Origin of the sequence: Bacteroides sp. CAG:633 (assembly GCF_000435115.1) — a bacterium.
GTDB lineage: Bacteria > Bacteroidota > Bacteroidia > Bacteroidales > Bacteroidaceae > Bacteroides > Bacteroides ndongoniae.
The window spans coordinates 1-21,683 of sequence record NZ_FR883028.1 but is presented as its reverse complement, the minus strand read 5'-3'; the positions used below and the strand labels follow the sequence as shown (position 1 = coordinate 21,683).

The window sequence follows — 21,683 nt, the reverse complement described above, 5'->3', positions numbered from 1 at the left end:
CTACTCAACGTCAAACAGTACAAAGCCGACCGGCTGAAGCAGGCCGAAAAGCTGAATCCGGAGCAACGAACCGTCAGACTGCTGAAGGAAATACAGGACGAACTGCACCTCAAAAGACTTCCCATGCAGATAGAATGTTTCGACAACTCGAACATACAAGGCTCCGACCCCGTGGCCGGATGCGTCGTATTCATCAAAGGAAAACCGTCGAAAAAAGACTATCGGAAGTACAACATCAAGACCGTAGAAGGGCCGGACGACTATGCTTCCATGAAAGAAGTCGTCAGACGGCGTTATCAGCGCGCCATTGAAGAGAAACAACCCTTGCCTGACCTGCTTATCACCGACGGAGGAAAAGGACAAATGAGCGCCGTAAAAGAGGTGATAGACGAACTACAAATCGATGTACCCATCGCCGGATTGGCAAAAGACGGGAAACACCGTACTTCGGAACTGCTTTATGGCTTTCCGCCACAGACCATCGGACTGAAACAGAACACGCCCCTCTTCCACCTGCTGACAAGGATTCAGGACGAAGTACACCGCTATGCCATCACTTTCCATCGCGACAAACGCAGCAAACGGCAGATTGCATCGGCGCTGGATGATATCAAAGGAATAGGCGAAAAGACGAAGACCGCCCTGCTGAAAGAATTCAAGAGCGTAAAGCGAATTAGGGAAGCATCGCAAGAAGCACTGAGCGCCGTTGTAGGCGAAGCGAAAGCGAAAACCATCAAAGAGTTCTTCGAGACAGCCAACTCGTAAAGCGCAGCTACCTCAAAACACTCCTTTACCCAAAACAGACAGACAGGAAAAAGGGCTAATATCATGCAGGATTTTGTCTCAGTCTGTTTTTTATAATTCGGATAATCTGTATATTTGTAACCCAACTGTAAAATAAAAACAAAATGAGAGTAGTGATACAACGTGCCGGACATGCCTCCGTCACCATCAACGGACATTGCAAATCGGCCATCGGAAAAGGACTGATGATACTGGTAGGCATCGAAGAAGCCGACAACCACGAAGACATCGACTGGCTGTGCAAGAAGATAGTCAACCTGCGTATTTTCGACGATGAAAACGGCGTTATGAACAAATCTGTTCTTGATATTGACGGCGAAATACTTGTCATCAGCCAGTTCACCCTTCATGCCTCGACCAAGAAAGGAAACCGCCCCTCGTATATCCACGCTGCCAAACCAGACATCTCCATACCGCTATACGAAGAGTTTTGCCGCTGCCTGACTGAAGCATTGGGCAAGGAAATCGGTACAGGCGAATTCGGAGCAGACATGAAAGTAGAGCTGCTGAACGACGGACCGGTAACCATCTGCATCGACACCAAAAACAAAGAATGAAAGGAGTACAGACGATGAATACGGAAGAAAACAATTCCACAGGCATCACCCTGCACGATGCCCAGCAGCAAGTAGACAACTGGATAAAACAATACGGTGTGCGCTACTTCAGCGAACTGACCAACATGGCCGTATTGACCGAAGAAGTTGGAGAACTGGCTCGCGTGATGGCCCGGAAATACGGCGACCAGTCGTTCAAACAAGGCGAAAAAGACAATCTGGACGAAGAGATAGCCGACATTCTCTGGGTGCTTCTATGCATCGCCAACCAGACAGGTGTAGATGTCACCGAAGCCTTCAGACAAACCTTGGAAAAGAAGACACGCCGAGATAACCAGCGGCACCTGAATAACGAAAAACTAAGACAATAATAACCCTACCCTAAAAGAGAAACATCATGGATAAAAACGAACCGAACAAGAGCAAGTACGATGCCGCTCTGGCCAAGTACAACACCCAGCTGGACGATGCCGAAGTAGCTGCCCAGGTAGCCAAAATCATGACAGAAAAAGTCCCTGCAAACGATAGCCTGGACGTCAAGAAGTTTCTGTTCAACTGCATCGATCTGACCACACTGAAGAGTGAAGACAGCGATGAAAGCGTAATGAAATTCACCCAAAAGGTTAACCAGTTCGACGAACTGCACCCCGACCTGAAAAACGTAGCAGCCATCTGCGTATACCCCAACTTCGCTGAAATAGTAAAAGACACGCTCGAAGTGGAAGACGTGAAAATTGCCTGCGTATCGGGCGGATTCCCCTCCTCGCAGACATTCATCGAGGTTAAAGTGGCCGAAACAGCCATGGCCATCATGGAAGGTGCCGACGAGATAGACATCGTTATTTCAGTAGGCAAGTTCCTCAGTGGAAACTACGAAGAAATGTGCGATGAAATACAGGAACTGAAAGAGACTTGCAAGGATCATCACCTGAAAGTCATTCTGGAAACAGGTGCCCTGAAGACGGCTTCGAACATCAAGAAAGCCTCCATCCTGTCCATGTATGCCGGTGCCGACTTCATCAAGACTTCTACCGGAAAACAGCAGCCTGCCGCCACTCCCGAAGCCGCTTACGTTATGTGTCAGGCCATCAAAGAATATTACAAAGAGACGGGTATAAAGATCGGTTTCAAGCCCGCCGGAGGCATTAACACAGTGAACGATGCATTGGTATACTACACCATCGTTAAAGAAGTATTGGGCGAAGAATGGCTGAACAACAGCCTGTTCCGTTTGGGCACAAGCCGCCTGGCCAACCTGCTATTGAGCGACATTCTGGGCCAGGAGACGAAATTCTTCTAATTGTCGCCAGTCACTTGCTATCGCCATCCAACGCCCCTCTTCCGCAAAAGAAAAGGGGCAAACGGCTTTCAATAAGGAACGCTTTTCGGACAACCGGAAGGCGTTTTTTATACTCCTTTTTTCCACGAAAACAGGCAATAAGCGATGTGTCCGAGCCACACAAGTGTTGTTCGTGAGCCACACAAGTGTTGTTCGTGAGCCGTACAAGTGTCTCTCGCGAGCCGTGCAAGTGTCTCTCACGAGCCAGGCAAGTGTCCTGCAAAGCCCGATAAAACCAGCTGTGTTGAATGAATAAAAGGGAATAATAAAGGTCTCTGCCCAGACCGATGTAGCGACGGGAATGCGCTTATTTCTCGCGTTCTACCACGTAGTTCAAGTAAGCAGTAAGAGCTTGTTTAACGTCCGCATGCCCTTCGGCAGGCAACAAAGCAAAAGCTTTCTCACGATAGTCGTTCATCACCTTTTCAGCGTACTCGATGCCTCCGTTTTCCTTGGTGAAACGCACCAAATGCCCGATTTCATCGGCCGAAGCACTACCTTCCTTCACTTTCAGGGCCAGTGCGCGAGCCTCTTCATCGTGGGTAGCGTTCAGTGCATAAAGCACCGGAAGCGTCAGTTTGCCTTCGTGCATGTCGTTGCCCGTAGGTTTGCCTATCTCCTTGCTGTCGTAGTAATCGAAGATATCGTCCTTTATCTGGAAGCAAATACCGATGTATTCACCGAACAGACGGGCATTCTCGACTTCTTCATCGGTTGCTCCTACCGACAAAGCCCCCGCTTTGGTACAGGCAGCAAACAAAGCCGCCGTCTTCTTGCGGATAACGTCGAAATAAACCGACTCGGAAAACTCAAGATTGCTAACGTTGGAAAGTTGTAGCAGTTCACCTTCGGCCAAGTCCTGCCCCAATGCAGAAACCACGTCAATAATGTCGTGATTGCGGGTCAGAGCCACCTGTACCAAGGCTGTAGCCAGCAGATAATCGCCCGACAAAACAGCTACCTTATTATTAAACACCGCATTCACCGACAGCTGTCCGCGCCGCTCGCTACTTTCGTCTACCACGTCGTCGTGCACCAGACTGGCCGTATGAAGCAGTTCCAAAGCTGCTGCCGCATGAAGCGTAGACTGGTTGACTTCGCCAAACAGCTTGCCCATAAGCAACACCAACATCGGACGCATCCTCTTCCCACTCCTTTGCCGGATATGCTCAATGACACTCTTCAACAAGGGGTTAGAACTGGAAAGGGAGCTGTCAAATAGCCTATTGAAGTCGCCCAATTCGGTAGAAATAGGATTTTTAATTATCGATATACTGTTCATGCACTGCTATTTGACCGCAAAAATAGTAATAAACAGTATTTTTTTGTACTTTTACCATGAAAAAAGGATTAAATGTATGAATTCAACCAATAAACTATTCCTTCTCGACGCTTATGCCCTGATATATCGGGCCTATTATGCGCTTATCAAGAACCCGCGAATCAACTCCAAAGGCTTCAATACATCCGCCATACTGGGCTTTGTAAACACGCTGGAAGAAGTCCTGAAGAAAGAGAACCCTACCCACATCGGAGTCGCCTTCGACCCCGCAGGTCCCACCTTCCGACACGAGGCCTACGAACAGTACAAGGCGCAGCGCGAAGAAACGCCCGAAACCATCCGCCTCTCCGTACCTATTATAAAAGACATCATCCGTGCCTACCGCATCCCCATTCTGGAGGTGCCAGGCTACGAAGCCGATGACGTAATAGGCACACTGGCCACCGAAGCCGGACGACGCGGCATCACCACCTACATGATGACGCCCGACAAGGACTACGGACAACTGGTCAGCGAAAACGTCTTCATGTACCGTCCCAAGCACACGGGCGGCTTCGAGGTAATGGGTATCGACGAGGTAAAGGCTAAATTCAGTATCGATTCCATTCCACAGGTCATCGACATGCTTGGCCTGATGGGCGACGCATCGGACAACATACCCGGTTGTCCCGGCGTGGGCGAGAAAACCGCTCAAAAGCTGATAGCCCAGTTCGGCAGCATCGAAAATCTGCTCGAACACACCGACCAACTGAAAGGAGCCTTGAAGACCAAAGTAGAGGCGAACCGCGAAATGATTACTTTCTCCAAATTCCTGGCCACCATCAAGACCGATGCTCCCATCGCACTCGACATGGACAGCCTGGTACGCGAAGAACCCGACGAGCAGGAACTCCGCAAGATTTTCGGTGAACTGGAATTCCGCACACTCATCGACCGCGTCCTTGGCAAAGGCAATACTTCCGCTCCGACTACAGGTCAATCGGCAGCAGGCACACCCGACCTTTTTGCCGGAACTCTGTTTGCACAGCCGCAAGCCAGCCCCGCCACCAACACCCTACCCCAGCAAGGCGATTTGTTTGCCGAAATTGCGGACGAGGGGACGGGCGTTCCCGAAAAAACGAATCTGACGCGGTTAGAAATGCTCGATTACGACTACCAACTTATTGATACAGAAGAGAAAAGAGCAGAATTTATTCAAAAGTTACTTACAACAGAAATTCTCGCAATAGATACAGAGACTACAAGCACCGAAGCCATGGAGGCCGAACTTGTGGGAATGAGCTTCAGCGACGGCGAAAACAAGGGTTACTACGTACCCGTACCAGCTAACCGTGAAAAAGCGTTAAGAATCGTAAACGACCTTCGCCCGCTCTACGAAAACGAAAAATCGGTGAAAGTCGGCCAAAACATCAAGTACGACATGATCGTCTTACAGAATTACGGAGTCAAAGTGCAAGGCCCGTTGTTCGACACCATGCTTGCCCACTACGTGCTTCAGCCCGAGCTGCGACATAACATGGACTACCTGGCCGAAATCTACCTGCACTATCAGACCATCCACATCGACGAACTGATAGGCCCCCGCGGGAAGAACCAGAAAAGCATGCGCGACCTCGCACCCGAAGAAGTCTACCGTTACGCCTGCGAAGACGCCGACGTCACCCTGAAGCTGAAAAACGTCCTTGAAAAGGAACTGAAAGCACAAGGAGTAGAACGCCTCTTCTACGAAATCGAAATGCCCCTTGTCCCCGTACTGGTGAACATAGAGACCAACGGCGTGCGCATCGACACCGAAGCCCTTAAGCAAACCTCGGCACACTTCTCAGCCCGTTTGCAGGAAATCGAGAAAGCCATCTACGAGCTGGCCGGCGAAACCTTCAATATCGGCTCGCCCAAGCAAGTAGGCGAAGTACTCTTCGACAAACTGAAAATCACCGGCAAGGCCAAGAAGACAAAAACCGGACAATACGTCACCAGCGAAGAAGTGCTCGAAAGCCTGCGCAGCAAGCATCCCATCATCGACAAGATACTCGAACATCGCGGACTAAAGAAACTGCTCGGCACCTACATCGACGCCCTGCCCCAGCTCATCAATCCGCGCACGGGACGCATACATACGTCCTTCAACCAGGCAGTCACCGCTACAGGACGGCTCAGTTCGAGCAATCCTAACCTGCAGAACATCCCCATCCGCGACGAGGACGGCAAGGAAATACGCAAAGCCTTCATCCCCGACGACGGTTGCGAGTTCTTCTCGGCAGACTACTCACAGATAGAACTGCGCATCATGGCGCATCTGAGCGGCGACCCCAACATGATCGAAGCCTTCTGTAGCGGCCACGACATTCACGCTGCCACGGCCGCCAAAATCTATAAGACCGATATAAAAGAAGTAACGTCGGACATGCGCCGCAAGGCCAAAACGGCCAACTTCGGTATCATCTACGGTATTTCAGTCTTCGGACTGGCTGAGCGTATGAACGTAGACCGTAAAGAAGCCAAAGAACTGATCGACGGCTATTTCGAAACCTATCCCCAAGTAAAGGAGTATATGGATCGAAGCATCGAGGTGGCACGCGAACACGGCTATGTGGAGACCATCTTCCACCGCAAGCGTTTCCTGCCCGACATCAACTCAAGAAATGCCGTCGTGCGTGGCTATGCCGAGCGAAATGCCATCAATGCCCCCATACAAGGCAGTGCCGCCGACATCATCAAAGTAGCCATGGCTCGCATCTATCAGCGCTTTATCAGTTACAATCTGAAAGCAAAGATGATTTTGCAGGTGCACGACGAACTGAATTTCAGCGTTCCGGCCGAAGAAAAGGAGCTCGTGCAAAAAATTGTAATCGAGGAAATGGAAAACGCCTATCGCATGCAGGTGCCCCTGAGAGCCGATTGCGGGTGGGGAAAGAACTGGTTGGAGGCGCACTAAACAGGTCTATAACTTTATTTAACTTACAATCAGAAAGCAACAAAAGCATTCCTTTCGAAATGCAGTTTGCACCATAGAATATCCGGCAACCTTCCTACCGGATATTTTTTATTTATAAAGATTGCCAAAAAGAAAGTCGTACCCAGCATAGAGAATTGACATTTTGACATTATTTTCACCCATTTTTGTTTTCATATCAATAAAATCACTACCTTTGCAGCCGTTTTCGAGAACATAATGATAGAAATTTGAAATATAACTTAAAAACATAGCAATCATGAAAACTTTAAAAACTTTGATCTTATCTTCTATTCTCGCTGTATGTGGAATGAACGTTAACGCTTTCAATTCGAACAATCTCGTTTACAATTCGCAAGAAGTAGACGGACTGATGGTAGGACAGACTGTTTACAAAGCAGACGGCGCTTTGCTGGCCAACTACATGAAGTATAACTATAAGTACGACGACCAGAAACGCATGATCGAAAACGAAGCTTTGAAATGGAACAGCGAACAGAACAAATGGGAAAAAGATATTTGTATCCATTATACTTACCAAGGTAAGACCTTGACTACAGAGTACTACAAATGGAACAAAAAGAAAGGCGCTTATGTAATCGTTCCGGAACTGACCGTTACAATGGATAATCCCAACATGTAACAACCGGACGGCCCTGCCAATTCTCTCTTAAAAATACTCTCATAAATAACCAAAAACCTTTTTTACATAACAGAAAAGCCGGAGTGCGCGATGCATTCCGGCTTTTATTTTTATCGGCTGCCTGTCGGCTAAACGACAGACAGAGGGGTTAAGCGTGTTTCTTGCGATGCAGCGGCAACCGCGGGAAAAGCTTGCGGAAGCGCACCAAATGCGACGTTATGTTTCCGCCTGCCACAACAAATGTCACGGCTACGATAATCAGCACCAGTCCGCAGAACACACGCAGCGTGATTGTCTCGCCAAAGACCATCACACCGATGATGACTGCCGTCACCGGCTCCAAAGCGCCCAAAATGGCGGTAGGGGTAGAACCGATATACTGAATGGCGCTCGTAGTACAAAGGAACGAAATGGCCGTAGGGAAAACTGCCAGTCCCAGCAGATTGCCCCAAAGATACCACTGGCGGGCTTCCGGCGTATGCCACTCGCCGCTATTCCACAGGCGAACCACAAAAAGCGACACACCGAACAGAAGCACATAGAAAGTGACCTTCAGCGTAGCCACTTCCTTAAGCGACCCCTGATTGACTCCTACAATATATATAGCATACGAAAGCGACGAAGCAAACACAAATGCCGTGCCCACCAGACTCAGCGTAGCACCGTCTCCGCCCTTATACAGCAGACCGATGCCGCTCAGGGCAAGTACCATACACAAGGCCAGTTGCCACGTCAGCTTCTCCTTATAGACAAAAGCCATAATCAGCGTCACCATGATAGGGTAGACAAACAGCAGGGTCGAGGCAATGCCCACGTCCATGTAGTTGTAGCTCTCGAACAGCGTGAGCGAAGATATGGCCACCAGCAGTCCCATCACGATGAGCGGGAAGACCTGCCTGCGCTCCAGCCGGAAGTTACGTCCGCGTGCCTTCAGCATGATGCCCAGCAAGGGGATGGCGAACAAATACCTGTAGAACAACACCGAATCGGGATTCATTCCCGCCTTGTAAAGGGGCAAGGCAAACAGCGGGTTCATGCCATAAGATGCCGCCGCCACTGCTCCCAGAAGATAACCTTTCGCTTTTGAATTCATAACAATTTAGATTTTGCGCCTGCAAAAGTAATACAGAAAAAGCAATCCGCCAACACCCGCCCCCTCCCTATCTTCAGCCCCTCGAACAAGGGTAGGTTACATTTTGACACTTTGCTTTTCCAAGCCCTTCAGAATCCGTTTTTCCGGCCCGATGCCAAGGTTGGCCGTCGTTCCGAAAGCAAAAATCCGTAGTTGGCAGAAGCACAGTGCGATAGCAAAATACTTACAAATAAAATAGAGAAAAAGCAGTCCGAAAAAGTTCCGGAAACGACGTTTTCTGTCACGGAAAGCCGTGTTTCCACAGGCAACAAGTATTGCTACCGAGCCGCACAAGCAATCCGGCCGAACCGCACAAGCATTCCAGCCGCAGCACACAAGCATTGCAGACAAAGAAAATAAGCAACTTTTCGTATAAACATACGCCGAGCCGGCAATTTATGCACATATTCATGCAATTTGACTAACGAAATCGCCCTCTTTCCACGCTATTTTCCGTTAGCCGAAGAAATGCTTCGTCAGCCAAAAGCGCCAAATGCTATCATTCCGAAAGCACAATTCCCCGTTTTCCGACACCGTGCTTCTCGTTCTTCTTCCGCTTTCGCCCCGCCCCGTACAAACGTTTATTACCTCTAAATAATAGAAGGAAACGAAGAAAAAGCATTATCTTTGCAGCCAATTAACTGAACAATAACTAAAAACAAGATAGACTTATGGCATTAAAAGCAGGTATCGTGGGCCTTCCCAACGTGGGAAAATCCACCCTTTTCAACTGCCTGTCCAGCGCAAAGGCACAGGCAGCCAACTTCCCCTTCTGTACCATCGACGCCCAAATGGGCCAGGTATCCGTGCCCGACGAGCGTCTGACCCGCCTGGCCGAGATTGTACATCCGGGACGCATCGTTCCCGCCGTGTGCGACATTGTCGACATTGCCGGCCTCGTCAAAGGTGCCAGCAAGGGCGAAGGCCTAGGCAACCAGTTCCTGGGCAACATCCGCGAGTGCGACGCCATCATCCACGTGCTGCGCTGCTTCGACAACGGTAACATCGTCCACGTAGACGGCTCCGTCAACCCCGTGCGCGACAAGGAAATCATCGACACCGAGCTCCAGCTGAAAGACCTTGAAACCGTAGAAAACCGCATCAAGCGCGTAGAAAAGGTAGCTAAGGTAGGCGGCGACAAGATGGCCAAGATAGAATACGGCCTGCTGCTGCGCTACAAGGAAGCCCTCGAACAGGGTCTCAGCGCCCGCACCGTGACTTGTGAAAATGAAGAAGAGGAAGTCTGCGCCAAACAGATGTTCCTGCTTACTACCAAACCCGTCCTCTACGTGTGCAACGTCGACGACACCTCTGCCGCCACCGGCAACGCTTACGTCGAGCAGGTACGCGAAGCCATCAAGGGCGAGGACGCCCAGCTGATGATTATCTCCGCACAGACCGAAGCCGACATCGCCGAACTGGAGACTTACGAAGAGAAACAAATGTTCCTCGAAGACCTCGGTCTGAAGGAAAGCGGCTGCAACCGCCTCATCAAGGCCATCTACAGTCTGCTCAATCTGGAGACCTTTATCACCGCCGGCGAAATGGAAGTGAAAGCCTGGACCTACCACAAGGGCTGGAAAGCTCCGCAATGTGCCGGTGTCATCCACACCGACTTCGAGAAAGGCTTCATCCGCGCCGAGGTCATCAAGTACGATGACTACATCAAGTACGGTTCCGAAGCTGCCGTTCGCGAAGCAGGCAAGCTCAGCATCGAAGGCAAGGACTACGTGGTGCAGGACGGCGACATCATGCACTTCCGTTTCAACGTGTAAAGTTGAGTTGACGAGTTAACGAGTTGACGAGTTGACAAGGTTATAAGAGAATAGACGGAGAAGGCTTTGCGGGAGATATGCCCGAGCCTTCTCCGGTCTGTAATCCCCAATAGAAAAACAAGCGCAAGCCAATGAAAGCAATCCTTTTATTCCTCCTCGCCTTTCTGGTTCTCCCCCTACAGGCACAGACCGCAGCCGACAGTGTAACCATCAGCGGACGAGTGACCGACTACGAAGGACACCCCATCGACAGCTGTTCACTCTTCTGGCAAACACCGTCGTTCGACGATGTAGTCCAAGGCATGACAAATGCCGACGGACGCTACACGGTGCGCCTTCCCCGTGGGAAATACCAAAGCATGGGCGCTTTGCGCATGGACACCTATCCGCACACCCCAAAAGGTTCGACCCTGCCGGCCGCCGACCAACGGCTCGAATTCTGGGCATGGGATTTCATTGCCGACCGCGACACTACGCTCGACATCCGCTACCACCGCATGGAAGTCTACGGCCTGCGCGTGTTCCGCATCCCCGGCGCCATGCCCTGCTATCAGATATTCGTCCGCCCCATGAGCCTGACCCGTTTCCAACAGATGGAAGCGGATAAAGCCCAACATGCCCAAGACGTGAGCAACATCGAACAAGGAGCTGCACGCGACGATGCACGCGCCGTCCGCCTGGCTCCCACCCTCGACCGTCTGAAAGCTACCGTCTGGATAAACGGCGAAGAAGTCCCCATCCTGATGAAACAGGAAATCAAAGAATACTTTTCGGCCGACGAATGGGGAAACGCCTACCTGCTCACCGTAGACCGTCCCAAACAAGACACCGCCCTGCCCTATCACGTCTTCAAAGTAGAGCTGGAGGACTTGGACAACGGCGACCGGGGCGAAGGAATCTACTATATGGAGAAAGAACAGTATGTGAATTAACAAATATACTACAACCCTCAAAAACAAATACATCATGAAGAACTATCTTATTGCAGGTACCGGCGGCGTAGGCGGAAGCATCGCTGCCTTCCTGGCACTGGCAGGTAAAAACGTCACCTGCATTGCCCGCGGCGAACATCTGGCCGCCATTCGCGAACACGGACTACGCCTTCACAGCGACTTGAAAGGCGAACATACCCTGAACATCCCCGCCTGCACGGCCGAAGAATATCAGGACAAAGCCGACGTCATCTTCGTCTGCGTCAAAGGTTACTCCATCGACTCCATCACCGACCTCATCCGCCGGGCTTCGAAACCCGAAACCGTTGTCATCCCCATCCTCAACGTCTACGGCACAGGCCCTCGCATCCAGCGACTGGTACCCGGCGTAACGGTGCTCGACGGCTGCATCTACATCGTAGGCTTCGTCAGCGGTAAGGGCGAAATCACCCAAATGGGACGGATATTCCGTCTGGTATTCGGTGCCCATCAGGGAACGGTTGTTCCCCGTGAAACACTGGAAGCTGTGCAGCGCGACCTACAGGAAAGCGGCATCAAGGCTGAACTGTCCGACGACATCAACCGCGACACCTTCGTCAAGTGGTCGTTCATCTCGGCCATGGCCGTCACCGGAGCCTACTACGACGTGCCCATGGGCGAAGTACAGAAGCCCGGTCCCGTACGCGACACCTTCATCGGCCTCTCGCGCGAAAGTGCTGCCCTGGGCCGCAAGCTGGGCATCGAACCGAAAGAAGACCTGGTGGAGTACAACCTGAAAGTGATGGACAAACTCGACCCGCACAGCACCGCCTCCATGCAGAAAGACCTGGCCCGCGGACACGAAAGCGAAGTACAGGGATTGCTGTTCGACATGATTGCCGCCGCCGAAGCACAGGGCATCGACATCCCCACCTATCGCATGGTGGCGGAAAAGTTCCGAAATCTGTGACACGCAGATTTTGTCCTTTGCCGAATAAAAGCTACTTTTGGCAGCTGTAAACAAGAACAATAATCTAACTAACGAATAAAGATACGTCATGTTACCACTACTCAGCATCAACTGGAATCCCGATCCCGAACTGTTCAACCTTTTCGGCATCTCCATCCGCTACTACGGACTCTTGTGGATTATCGGCCTGGCCTTTGCCTATTTCATCGTACGCCGGCAGTACCGCGACCGTAAAATAGCCGACAGCCTCTTCGACCCACTGTTCTTCTACTGCTTTTTCGGCATTCTGATAGGTGCGCGTCTGGGGCACTGCCTGTTCTACGAGCCCGAATACTACCTGCACCACTTCTGGGAAATGGTACTTCCCATCAAGTTCCTGCCCGACGGCGGATGGAAGTTTACCGGCTATGCAGGCCTTGCCAGTCACGGCGGAACGTTGGGCCTCATCATTGCCCTTTGGCTCTACTGCCGCAAGACGAAGATGCACTACATGGACGTACTCGACATGATTGCCGTAGCCACCCCCATTACTGCCTGCTGCATCCGTCTGGCCAACCTGATGAACTCCGAAATTATCGGTATGCCTACCAACGTCCCCTGGGCGTTCGTATTCGAGCGGGTAGACGCGGTTCCCCGTCATCCGGCACAGCTTTACGAAGCCATCGCCTACTTCATCTTTGCGCTGGGCATGTTCTACCTCTATAAGAGAGGACAGAAAAAACAGGAAGACAAACTGGAGACCGACTTCAGCACCACGCAACGCAAGTCGTCGTCCATGCAGCTCGATGCCTCGTTGCCCTATCCCCGCGGCTTCTTCTTCGGCCTTTGCCTGACGGAAATATTTGTCTTCCGTTTCTTCATCGAATTCCTGAAGGAGAATCAGGTAGCCTTCGAAGACAGCATGAGGCTGAACATGGGACAATGGCTCAGCATACCGTTTGTCATCATCGGCATTTACTTCATGTTCTTCTATCATAAGCACACTGCCACCCGGTAATCACCGGCGACAAGCGTATACTCATTCCAATCCGGATGCCAACGGCACAGGCGTTTCATCAGCAACACACGCCCGATTGTACCGTTTGCACCCGGATTTCTTGCAATTACCTAACTATAAATGAGGGATATTTAGGAAATTTGCTGAATACTTTGTACCTTTGCCGACACTTTATTAACATAAAGGATAGCATAATGAGTCCACTCAACTTTACTCACATCTTGACACAGGCAGTCGATGAGCTATCGGAAAGCGAATCATACAAAGGACTGTTTCATCAACACACCGACGGCAATCCCTTGCCATCAGCCCAAGCCTTGCGCGACATTATCGAACTGGCACGAGCCATCATCTTCCCCGGCTATTTCGGCAATTCAACGGTCAACAGCCGCACTGTCACCTATCATATCGGCGTCAACGTAGAGCGTCTCTTCGACTTGCTGACCGATCAGATTCTGGCAGGACTCTGCTTCGGAAGCGACGGCGAATGCAGCAGCTGCACCGAAGTGCAACGGGAAGAAGCCGCCCAGATTGCAGCCAAGTTCATCAGCCCCCTGCCCCAGTTGCGGCGCATACTGGCTACCGACGTCGAAGCTGCCTACAACGGCGACCCTGCCGCCCACTCGTTTGGCGAAGTCATCAGCTGCTATCCTGCCATCCGTGCCATCAGCAATTACCGCATAGCCCACGAACTGCTTGTTCTGGGAGTTCCCCTCATCCCGCGCATCATCACCGAAATGGCGCATAGCGAAACGGGAATCGACATTCATCCGGGTGCACAAATCGGAAGCCACTTTACCATCGACCACGGCACAGGCGTCGTAATCGGCGAAACCTGCATCATCGGCAACAATGTGAAGCTGTATCAGGGAGTAACCCTCGGAGCCAAGAGCTTCCCGCTCGACGAAGACGGAAAGCCCATCAAAGGCATCCCCCGCCACCCCATTCTGGAAGACGACGTCATCGTCTACTCCAACGCCACCATCCTGGGACGTATCACCGTAGGTAAGGGAGCCACCGTAGGCGGCAATATCTGGGTAACGGAAAACGTTCAGGCCGGTGCCCGCATTGTACAGACCAAAGCCAAAAGATAAAGAACACAGTAGACGAGAGACAAGTGGACGAGAAACAAACAAGAATATGCCTTGTAGCCTGAAGCCTCGTCAACTTGTCAACTAAATCTAAAACAACATAGCAATGAGCGAACAACCTTTTGAAATGATTGCAAAAACCTTCCAGGGATTGGAAGAAGTCCTGGCAGCAGAACTGACTGCATTAGGAGCCAATGACATCCAGATAGGACGCCGTATGGTATCCTTCAGTGGAGACAAAGAAATGATGTACAAGGCCAACTTCTGCCTGCGTACCGCCATCCGCATTCTGAAGCCTATCAAGCACTTTACAGCCCAGGATGCCGATGAAGTATACGAGCAGATCAAAGCCATCCATTGGGAAGACTATCTGAGCGTAGACAACAGCTTCGCCATAGACGCCGTAGTCTTCAGCGAAGAGTTCCGCCACAGCAAATTCGTTTCATACAGGATAAAAGATGCCATCGTCGACTATTTCCGTGAAAAAACAGGAAAACGTCCCAACGTACGCATCAACAAGCCGGATGTACTGCTCAACATCCACATTGCCGAAAACAACTGTACGCTTTCGCTCGACTCCAGCGGCGAGTCGCTTCACCGCCGCGGATACCGTCAGGAAGCTGTCGAAGCACCGCTGAACGAGGTACTGGCAGCCGGTATGATCCTGATGACAGGCTGGCATGGCGAATGCGACCTCATCGACCCCATGTGTGGTTCGGGAACCATCCCCATCGAAGCGGCACTCATTGCCCGCAACATTGCTCCGGGAGTCTTCCGCAAGGAATTTGCTTTTGAGAAGTGGCCCGATTTCGACCGCGACCTTTTCGACGAAATCTACAACGACGACAGTCAGGAGCGCGAGTTTACCCATAAAATCTACGGCTACGACAACAATCCCAAGGCCAACACAATAGCCATGCACAACATCAAGGCTGCCGGTGTCAGCAAAGATGTAGTCCTCAAGTTGCAACCTTTCCAGCAATTCGAGCAGCCGAAGGAGAAGAGCATCATCATTACCAATCCGCCCTACGGCGAACGCATATCCAGCAACGACCTGCTCGGACTTTACGAAATGATTGGCGAACGGCTGAAACATGCCTTTACCGGAAACACAGCCTGGATTCTGTCCTACCGTGACGAATGCTTCGACAAGATCGGGCTGAAAGCCACCAAACGCATACCGCTGCTGAACGGAGCACTCGATTGCGAGTTCCGCCAGTACGAAATATTCGACGGAAAATACAAGGATTTCCGTGCCGAAGGAGAAGAACTGAGCAAGGAGCCCAAAGACTTCAAAGAACATCGTCCGGCCGCTCCCCGCAAGGACTTCAAGCCCCGCGAACGCCACAGCTTCAACGAAGGCGAACGGAAAGACTTCAAACCCCGTGAACGGAAAGACTTCCAGCCACGGGAGAAAAAAGAGTTCAAGTCCGACCGCAAACCCCGCTCCGGCGAATCGTATCCCGAACGGAAAAGAAGAGAAAAATACCAATAAACCCATAAAGATATGAGAAGAATCAGTAAAGGCATCGCCACCCTGTTATTGGCTGTGGCCACCTTGTCAGAGACACCCATTATGGCACAAGAAAACGTATCGAACGAACTGAAATACCCCACGCTGGAAGACCTCATCCCCGGCGGTGAAACCTATCGCTATGCCGAAAACCTGTACAGCGTACAGTGGTGGGGCGACCGTTGCATCAAACCGGGTGTCGACTCGCTTATGACCGTCGACCCAAAGAACGGTAAGGAGACCCTGATTGCCACCCGGGCAAAGGTAAACGAAGTGCTCAGCGCACAGGCCGGAACTGATAGCAAAAAAAATTACGGCAGCCTGCAACACTTCTACAATACCCAGTTCCCCTGGGCTGACAAACCTTATATGCTTATCAAGAGCGCAAAAGGTTACATTGTCTACGACTTCGAGAAAAACGAGATTGTAAAAGCCTATCCCCAAGCCGCAGAACAGAAAGGAGCCAATATCGACTTCACTGCCGAAGGCGGACACATCGCCTACACCGTAGGCAACAACCTCTACGTGGACAACCACGCTGTAACCAACGAGCCCGAAGGCATCGTCTGCGGACAATCGGTTCACCGCAACGAATTCGGCATCAGCAAAGGTACCTTCTGGAGTCCTACGGGCAGCCTGCTTGCCTTCTATCGCATGGACGAGTCGATGGTGACCCAATATCCGTTGGTCGACGTCACCGCCCGCATCGGCACCGTAGAGAACATCCGCTACCCGATGGCCGGCATGAACAGCCACAAGGTCAGCGTAGGTATCTACAACCCTGCCACGCAGAAGACTGTCTATCTGAATACAGGCGACCCGACGGACCGTTATTTCACCAACATTTCGTGGGCACCCGACGAGAAAAGTCTTTTCCTCATCGAAGTGAACCGCGACCAGAATCACTCCAAGCTGTGTCAGTATAATGCCGAGACAGGCGAACTGATGCAGACGCTCATCGAAGAGACGCATCCCAAATATGTGGAGCCGCAAACTCCTATCGTCTTCCTGCCGTGGGACAGCAACAAGTTCATCTATCAGAGTCAGCGCGACGGCTATAACCATCTGTACGTGTACGACCTGGCTAAACTTTCAGCCAACCAACCCCAGAAACTCGACGCCGAAGCCATCGAAAAGATGTGGAGCCTGGTACAGAAAGTTGGCAGCGGAAAGAACGTCAAAGGAGCCGCAGGCGTGCAACTGACGCAAGGTGAATGGCTGGTACAAGGCATTCTGGGTTTCAACGCCAAGAAGAAAGAAGTCATCATCACAGCTACCAAGGAATCTCCTCTGCAGAGCAATGTGTATAAGGTGAACGTGAACAATGGCAAGATGACACTGCTGGACAACGGACAGGGCGTACACAATGCACAACTCTCCGCATCGGGCACATACCTGCTCGACAACTGGTCGGCTCCCGACGTGCCGCGCATCATCGACATCGCTTCGACAGCCAACGGCAAGGAGACCGTACGCCTGCTCACGGCTAAGGATCCCTTCGAAGGTTTCATCATGCCCCGCGTAGAAGTAGGTACGCTGAAAGCTGCCGACGGCAAGACTGACCTGTACTACCGTCTCATCAAGCCAGCCGACTTCGATCCTGCCAAGAAATATCCCGCCATCATTTACGTATACGGAGGCCCGCACGCCCAGATGCTCGTAAACAACTGGAACTATGCCGCCCGCGGCTGGGACATCTATATGGCCAACAGAGGTTATATCATGCTCACCCTCGACAACCGTGGCAGCAGCAACCGTGGTCTGGAGTTCGAAAACTGCACTTTCCGTCACCTGGGCATCGAAGAAGGTAAAGATCAGGTGAAAGGTGCCGAATTCCTCCAATCGCTGCCTTATGTTGACGCCGACCGCATCGGTGTGCACGGCTGGAGCTTTGGCGGACACATGACTACCGCCCTGATGCTCCGCTACCCCGAAATCTTCAAGGTAGGCGTAGCCGGCGGACCGGTCATCGACTGGAAATTCTACGAAGTGATGTACGGCGAACGCTATATGGACACGCCGCAGGCCAATCCGGAGGGTTACAAACAGTGCGACCTGAAGAACCTGGCCGGACAGCTGAAGGGACACCTGCTCATCATCCACGACGACCACGACCGCACTTGTGTGCCTCAGCACACCCTGTCGTTCATGAAGGCCTGTGTGGATGCACGTACCTATCCCGACCTGTTCATCTATCCCACACACGACCATAACGTGTTGGGACGCGACCGCGTACATCTGCACGAAAAGATTACCCGCTACTTCGACGATTACCTGAAAAAGAAATAAACCACAACGGGAATATTCCCACTTTACAAAGAACTGAAATTCAAAACAATAAAGAAAGATGAAAGTATTACTATTAGGCTCTGGTGGCCGCGAACACGCTTTGGCTTGGAAGATAGCCCAAAGTCCGAAAGTTGAGAAACTGTACATCGCTCCCGGCAATGCCGGCACCTCACAGGTAGGCGAAAACGTAGACATCAAAGCTACGGATTTTGCTGCCCTCAAGGTTTTTGCACTGGAACGTGCCATCGACATGATTGTCGTTGGTCCCGAAGATCCGCTGGTACAAGGCATCTTCGACTACTTCAAGAATGACATTACCACACAGAACATTGCCATTATCGGCCCCTCTGCCAAAGGCGCGCAACTGGAAGGCAGCAAAGAGTTTGCCAAAGAGTTCATGAAGCGCTATAACATCCCTACCGCCCGCTACAAAAGCGTGACGGCCGAAACACTGAACGAAGGTCTCGCCTTCCTGGAGACACTTTCCGCTCCCTACGTGCTGAAAGCCGACGGCCTCTGTGCAGGTAAGGGCGTACTGATTCTCCCCACCCTGGAAGAAGCACAGAAAGAACTGAAGGAAATGCTCGACGGCATGTTCGGAAACGCCAGTGCTACGGTAGTCATCGAAGAGTTCCTGAGCGGTATCGAATGCTCCGTATTCGTCCTGACCGATAGCGAACACTACAAAGTGTTGCCCGTAGCCAAGGACTACAAACGCATCGGCGAAGGCGACAAAGGCCTGAATACCGGCGGTATGGGTAGTGTGACTCCCGTTCCGTTTGCCAACGACGAATTCATGGAGAAGGTACGCGAACGCATCATCGAGCCCACTATCAACGGTCTGCGCGAAGAGGGTATCCTCTACAAAGGCTTCCTGTTCCTGGGACTGATCAACGTACAGGGCGAACCGATGGTTATCGAATACAACGTGCGCATGGGCGACCCCGAAACCGAAAGCGTCATGCTGCGTCTGCAAAGCGACATCGTAGACCTGTTCGAAGGAGTGTACAACGTCAACCTCAATACGAAATCCATGATCTTCGATCCGCGTACGGCAGCCTGCGTCATGCTGGTCAGCGGCGGTTACCCCGGCGAGTACAAGAAGGGACTGCCCATCACCGGCTTTAACCTAGTAGAGACGACCGACAGCATCCTGTTCCACGCCGGCACAGCGATGAAAGACGGACGTGTCGTTACCAACGGCGGACGTGTCATTGCCGTATGCTCATACGGTGAGACCAAGGAAGAAGCTTTGGAAAAGAGCTATAAAGTAGCCGACATGCTGAGCTTCGAAGGTAAATACTTCCGCCGCGACATTGGGTTCGACTTATAAGTGTATTGGAACTTAGCTATAGTATCTGACTCCCCTCCTTCTGGAAGGAGGAGAGTTTCAGATACCTTTGTTCTGACACCCCCTCACGCTGAATAACAAAGTAAACCCATTCATTCTCATTCCTCCGTCGCCCTTTTATGTACAACCGAAGATTCCAAAACAAAGTGACGGCAGGCCATTTCACGCTTCCTGTCGCCATTTTTATTTCTCTCTTCTGCTGGGCGCTGGCTGCCCTGCTGCTCCCCGAAGACAGTACCGGAAGAAGCATCGCTTCCTTATGGAGCACTTTCGGGCATTTCGACCTACCTGCATGGGCCGACCGCCTGTCCAGTTTCCTGCTGTATGCCGTCATCGGATATTTCCTCATCGAGCTGAACAACACGTTTGCCATCATCCGCCTGCGTGCTTCGGTGCAGACTACCCTCTACATCCTGCTTATATCCGCCTGTCCCAGCATGCACCTGCTTTATGCGGGCGACGTGGCTGCCGTCCTGTTCCTGATAGCTCTGTTTTTCCTGTTCCGCAGCTATCAGAAGCCTCACGCTTCGGCCGACCTGTTCCATTGCTTTGTCTTCATCGGACTCGGAAGCCTGTTGTGGCCACAACTCACTCTGTTTGCTCCTGTCTTCTGGATAGGTGCCCGTAATTTCCGCTCGCTCCATCTTAAAAGCTTTTTCGCATCGCTCGTCGGCTGGAGTCTGCCCTACTGGTTTCTGCTGGGCCATGCGTTCTATCACGGGGACATGCCGTTGTTCTACCGTCCGTTTCAGGAACTGGCCACCTTTCAACCCATCCGTTTCGACTTCCAGCCCTGGGAGCTGGCTACGGTTGGCTATCTGTTCATCCTCTTCGCCGTCAGTGCAGGACATTGCCTGGCTATGGGCTACGAGGACAAGATACGTACGCGCAGTTACCTGAACTTCCTGCTGTTACTGTGTTTCTGCACTTTCGTGTACATCGTACTACAGCCGTCGCAGTGCGTCCATCTACTGTCGTTGCTGCTGATTGGTACCAGCATTCTGGCAGGTCATCTGTTTGCCCTGACCCACAGCCGCAGCTCCAACATCTTCTTCATCTGTTCGCTCGTATTGTTATTCCTGTTATTCATCTTCAACGTATGGACGCTTTTATAGACACACTGATACAGCTGCTCATCGACTGGGGCTATGTCGGACTGTTCATTTCGGCCCTGCTGGCCGGCAGCATCATTCCCTTCAGTTCCGAATTGGTGCTGGTGGCGCTGGTCAACGTCGGGCTCAGTCCTGCTGTCTGCGTACTGTCGGCCGCCTTGGGCAATACGGTAGGCGGCATGACGTGTTACTACATGGGACGCCTGGGACGCATCGACTGGATTGAGAAATACTTCAAAGTGAAGAAAGAGAAGATAGACCGCATGCAACACTTCCTGCAAGGCAAGGGTGCCCTGATGGCTTTTTTTGCCTTCCTGCCTTTTGTGGGCGAAGCCATTGCCATCGCCCTGGGCTTCATGCGCAGCAACCTGATGCTGACCACCGTTTCGATGTTCATTGGCAAGCTGCTCCGCTACATGGCCATGCTTTGGGCATTGCAGGGAGCACTGACGGTTATTGGTTAGTTGACGAGGGGACGAGTTGACAAGGGAACGAGTTGACAAGTTGACGAGGGGACAAGTTAACGAGTTGACGAGGGAACAAAGGAACGAGGAGGAAAGAACTTAAAAACTTAGAAACTCAAAAACTTAAATGCAAAGAATCATTGAACAGACTGCCGACGGAAGCGCCACGCTGTTCGTCCCCGAACTGAACGAACACTACCACTCGGTGAAAGGGGCGCACACCGAATCGCAACACATATTCATCGACATGGGGCTCAATGCCACTGCCGCCGTTTTTCCGCATGTTTTAGAGGTAGGCTTCGGCACGGGGCTCAATGCCCTGCTGACGCTCGAAAATGCCGGGAAAACGCAAAAAAAGGTGCACTACACGGGCATTGAGCTTTATCCCCTTGCCTGGGAGGAGGTGGACGCCCTGCACTACAGCGACAATCCGCTGTTTCGGGAGCTGCATGCCGCCCCCTGGGAAACGGATGTCGAGGTCACTCCCTGGTTCACCCTCC

The 21,683-nt window shown here is 51.7% G+C and carries 18 protein-coding genes and 1 pseudogene; 17 read left to right on the top strand and 2 right to left on the bottom strand.

What is annotated here, in order from left to right:
- The 4 genes from QVP67_RS04270 to deoC all read left to right on the top strand — a co-directional run.
- Positions 1 to 765, top strand: a 765-nt coding sequence (locus QVP67_RS04270) for a helix-hairpin-helix domain-containing protein (protein ID WP_288179895.1), incomplete at its 5' end; no start/stop codon positions are given.
- Between the two features lie 143 nt (positions 766 to 908).
- Complete coding sequence (dtd, locus tag QVP67_RS04265; protein ID WP_022162315.1) at positions 909 to 1,361, top strand: D-aminoacyl-tRNA deacylase; 453 nt, start codon at positions 909 to 911, stop codon at positions 1,359 to 1,361.
- A 44-nt stretch (positions 1,362 to 1,405) separates the two neighbouring features.
- Positions 1,406 to 1,732: a nucleotide pyrophosphohydrolase gene (locus tag QVP67_RS04260; protein WP_071148569.1), complete on the top strand. Its 327-nt coding sequence runs from the start codon at positions 1,406 to 1,408 to the stop codon at positions 1,730 to 1,732.
- A 26-nt stretch (positions 1,733 to 1,758) separates the two neighbouring features.
- Positions 1,759 to 2,661 carry a deoxyribose-phosphate aldolase gene (deoC, locus tag QVP67_RS04255; RefSeq protein ID WP_022162313.1) on the top strand — a complete coding sequence of 301 codons (903 nt, stop codon included), beginning with the start codon at positions 1,759 to 1,761 and terminating at the stop codon, positions 2,659 to 2,661.
- A 346-nt stretch (positions 2,662 to 3,007) separates the two neighbouring features.
- Here deoC and QVP67_RS04250 read toward each other — a convergent pair whose 3' ends face one another.
- Entirely contained in the window at positions 3,008 to 3,982 is a 975-nt protein-coding gene (locus tag QVP67_RS04250; RefSeq protein ID WP_022162312.1) for a polyprenyl synthetase family protein, read from the bottom strand.
- A 76-nt stretch (positions 3,983 to 4,058) separates the two neighbouring features.
- On the opposite strand from QVP67_RS04250, the gene polA reads away from it, so the two are divergent.
- Together polA and QVP67_RS04240 are read left to right on the top strand one after the other, a co-directional pair.
- The gene (polA, locus tag QVP67_RS04245; protein WP_022162311.1) at positions 4,059 to 6,917 is read left to right on the top strand and encodes a DNA polymerase I; all 2,859 of its coding nucleotides are present in this window, start codon (positions 4,059 to 4,061) and stop codon (positions 6,915 to 6,917) included.
- Positions 6,918 to 7,194: 277 nt separating this feature from the next.
- A complete protein-coding gene (locus tag QVP67_RS04240; RefSeq protein WP_022162308.1) occupies positions 7,195 to 7,578 on the top strand; it encodes a DUF3836 domain-containing protein in 384 nt (127 codons plus the stop codon).
- A 148-nt stretch (positions 7,579 to 7,726) separates the two neighbouring features.
- On the opposite strand, the gene QVP67_RS04235 is transcribed toward QVP67_RS04240, so the two are convergent.
- On the bottom strand, positions 7,727 to 8,671 hold the full coding sequence (locus QVP67_RS04235; RefSeq protein WP_022162307.1) for a DMT family transporter: 945 nt from the start codon (positions 8,669 to 8,671) through the stop codon (positions 7,727 to 7,729).
- Positions 8,672 to 9,381: 710 nt separating this feature from the next.
- Here QVP67_RS04235 and ychF point away from each other — a divergent pair.
- The 11 genes and pseudogenes from ychF to QVP67_RS04180 all read left to right on the top strand — a co-directional run.
- Positions 9,382 to 10,485, top strand: a complete 1,104-nt coding sequence (ychF, locus tag QVP67_RS04230) for a redox-regulated ATPase YchF (protein ID WP_022162306.1) — start codon at positions 9,382 to 9,384, stop codon at positions 10,483 to 10,485.
- A 131-nt stretch (positions 10,486 to 10,616) separates the two neighbouring features.
- Entirely contained in the window at positions 10,617 to 11,417 is an 801-nt protein-coding gene (locus QVP67_RS04225; RefSeq protein WP_022162305.1) for a carboxypeptidase-like regulatory domain-containing protein, read from the top strand.
- Positions 11,418 to 11,451: 34 nt separating this feature from the next.
- A complete protein-coding gene (locus QVP67_RS04220) occupies positions 11,452 to 12,366 on the top strand; it encodes a ketopantoate reductase family protein (protein WP_022162304.1) in 915 nt (304 codons plus the stop codon).
- Positions 12,367 to 12,454: 88 nt separating this feature from the next.
- Positions 12,455 to 13,363 carry a prolipoprotein diacylglyceryl transferase gene (gene lgt, locus QVP67_RS04215; RefSeq protein ID WP_022162303.1) on the top strand — a complete coding sequence of 303 codons (909 nt, stop codon included), beginning with the start codon at positions 12,455 to 12,457 and terminating at the stop codon, positions 13,361 to 13,363.
- Between the two features lie 194 nt (positions 13,364 to 13,557).
- Positions 13,558 to 14,457, top strand: coding sequence for a serine O-acetyltransferase (locus QVP67_RS04210; protein WP_022162302.1), 900 nt, complete (start codon positions 13,558 to 13,560; stop codon positions 14,455 to 14,457).
- 103 nt (positions 14,458 to 14,560) lie between these two features.
- Positions 14,561 to 15,949, top strand: coding sequence for a THUMP domain-containing class I SAM-dependent RNA methyltransferase (locus QVP67_RS04205; RefSeq protein ID WP_022162301.1), 1,389 nt, complete (start codon positions 14,561 to 14,563; stop codon positions 15,947 to 15,949).
- 12 nt (positions 15,950 to 15,961) lie between these two features.
- Positions 15,962 to 18,256, top strand: a complete 2,295-nt coding sequence (locus QVP67_RS04200; RefSeq protein WP_022162300.1) for a S9 family peptidase — start codon at positions 15,962 to 15,964, stop codon at positions 18,254 to 18,256.
- A gap of 58 nt (positions 18,257 to 18,314) precedes the next feature.
- Complete coding sequence (gene purD / locus QVP67_RS04195) at positions 18,315 to 19,589, top strand: phosphoribosylamine--glycine ligase (RefSeq protein WP_022162299.1); 1,275 nt, start codon at positions 18,315 to 18,317, stop codon at positions 19,587 to 19,589.
- 137 nt (positions 19,590 to 19,726) lie between these two features.
- The gene (locus QVP67_RS04190; RefSeq protein WP_022162298.1) at positions 19,727 to 20,722 is read left to right on the top strand and encodes a hypothetical protein; all 996 of its coding nucleotides are present in this window, start codon (positions 19,727 to 19,729) and stop codon (positions 20,720 to 20,722) included.
- Complete coding sequence (locus tag QVP67_RS04185) at positions 20,707 to 21,183, top strand: YqaA family protein (RefSeq protein ID WP_022162297.1); 477 nt, start codon at positions 20,707 to 20,709, stop codon at positions 21,181 to 21,183. Before QVP67_RS04190 ends, QVP67_RS04185 begins: the two co-directional genes overlap by 16 nt.
- 127 nt (positions 21,184 to 21,310) lie before the next feature.
- Positions 21,311 to 21,683, top strand: a pseudogene (locus tag QVP67_RS04180) (tRNA (5-methylaminomethyl-2-thiouridine)(34)-methyltransferase MnmD); the annotation flags it as partial.

Coding starts and splice junctions, on each gene's coding strand:
- dtd (WP_022162315.1), top strand. CDS start 909: ATGAGAGTAGTGATACAACGTGCCGGACATGCCTCCGTCACCATCAAC.
- deoC (WP_022162313.1), top strand. CDS start 1,759: ATGGATAAAAACGAACCGAACAAGAGCAAGTACGATGCCGCTCTGGCC.
- QVP67_RS04250 (WP_022162312.1), bottom strand. CDS start 3,982: ATGAACAGTATATCGATAATTAAAAATCCTATTTCTACCGAATTGGGC.
- polA (WP_022162311.1), top strand. CDS start 4,059: ATGAATTCAACCAATAAACTATTCCTTCTCGACGCTTATGCCCTGATA.
- QVP67_RS04240 (WP_022162308.1), top strand. CDS start 7,195: ATGAAAACTTTAAAAACTTTGATCTTATCTTCTATTCTCGCTGTATGT.
- QVP67_RS04235 (WP_022162307.1), bottom strand. CDS start 8,671: ATGAATTCAAAAGCGAAAGGTTATCTTCTGGGAGCAGTGGCGGCGGCA.
- ychF (WP_022162306.1), top strand. CDS start 9,382: ATGGCATTAAAAGCAGGTATCGTGGGCCTTCCCAACGTGGGAAAATCC.
- QVP67_RS04225 (WP_022162305.1), top strand. CDS start 10,617: ATGAAAGCAATCCTTTTATTCCTCCTCGCCTTTCTGGTTCTCCCCCTA.
- QVP67_RS04220 (WP_022162304.1), top strand. CDS start 11,452: ATGAAGAACTATCTTATTGCAGGTACCGGCGGCGTAGGCGGAAGCATC.
- lgt (WP_022162303.1), top strand. CDS start 12,455: ATGTTACCACTACTCAGCATCAACTGGAATCCCGATCCCGAACTGTTC.
- QVP67_RS04210 (WP_022162302.1), top strand. CDS start 13,558: ATGAGTCCACTCAACTTTACTCACATCTTGACACAGGCAGTCGATGAG.
- QVP67_RS04205 (WP_022162301.1), top strand. CDS start 14,561: ATGAGCGAACAACCTTTTGAAATGATTGCAAAAACCTTCCAGGGATTG.
- QVP67_RS04200 (WP_022162300.1), top strand. CDS start 15,962: ATGAGAAGAATCAGTAAAGGCATCGCCACCCTGTTATTGGCTGTGGCC.
- purD (WP_022162299.1), top strand. CDS start 18,315: ATGAAAGTATTACTATTAGGCTCTGGTGGCCGCGAACACGCTTTGGCT.
- QVP67_RS04190 (WP_022162298.1), top strand. CDS start 19,727: ATGTACAACCGAAGATTCCAAAACAAAGTGACGGCAGGCCATTTCACG.
- QVP67_RS04185 (WP_022162297.1), top strand. CDS start 20,707: ATGGACGCTTTTATAGACACACTGATACAGCTGCTCATCGACTGGGGC.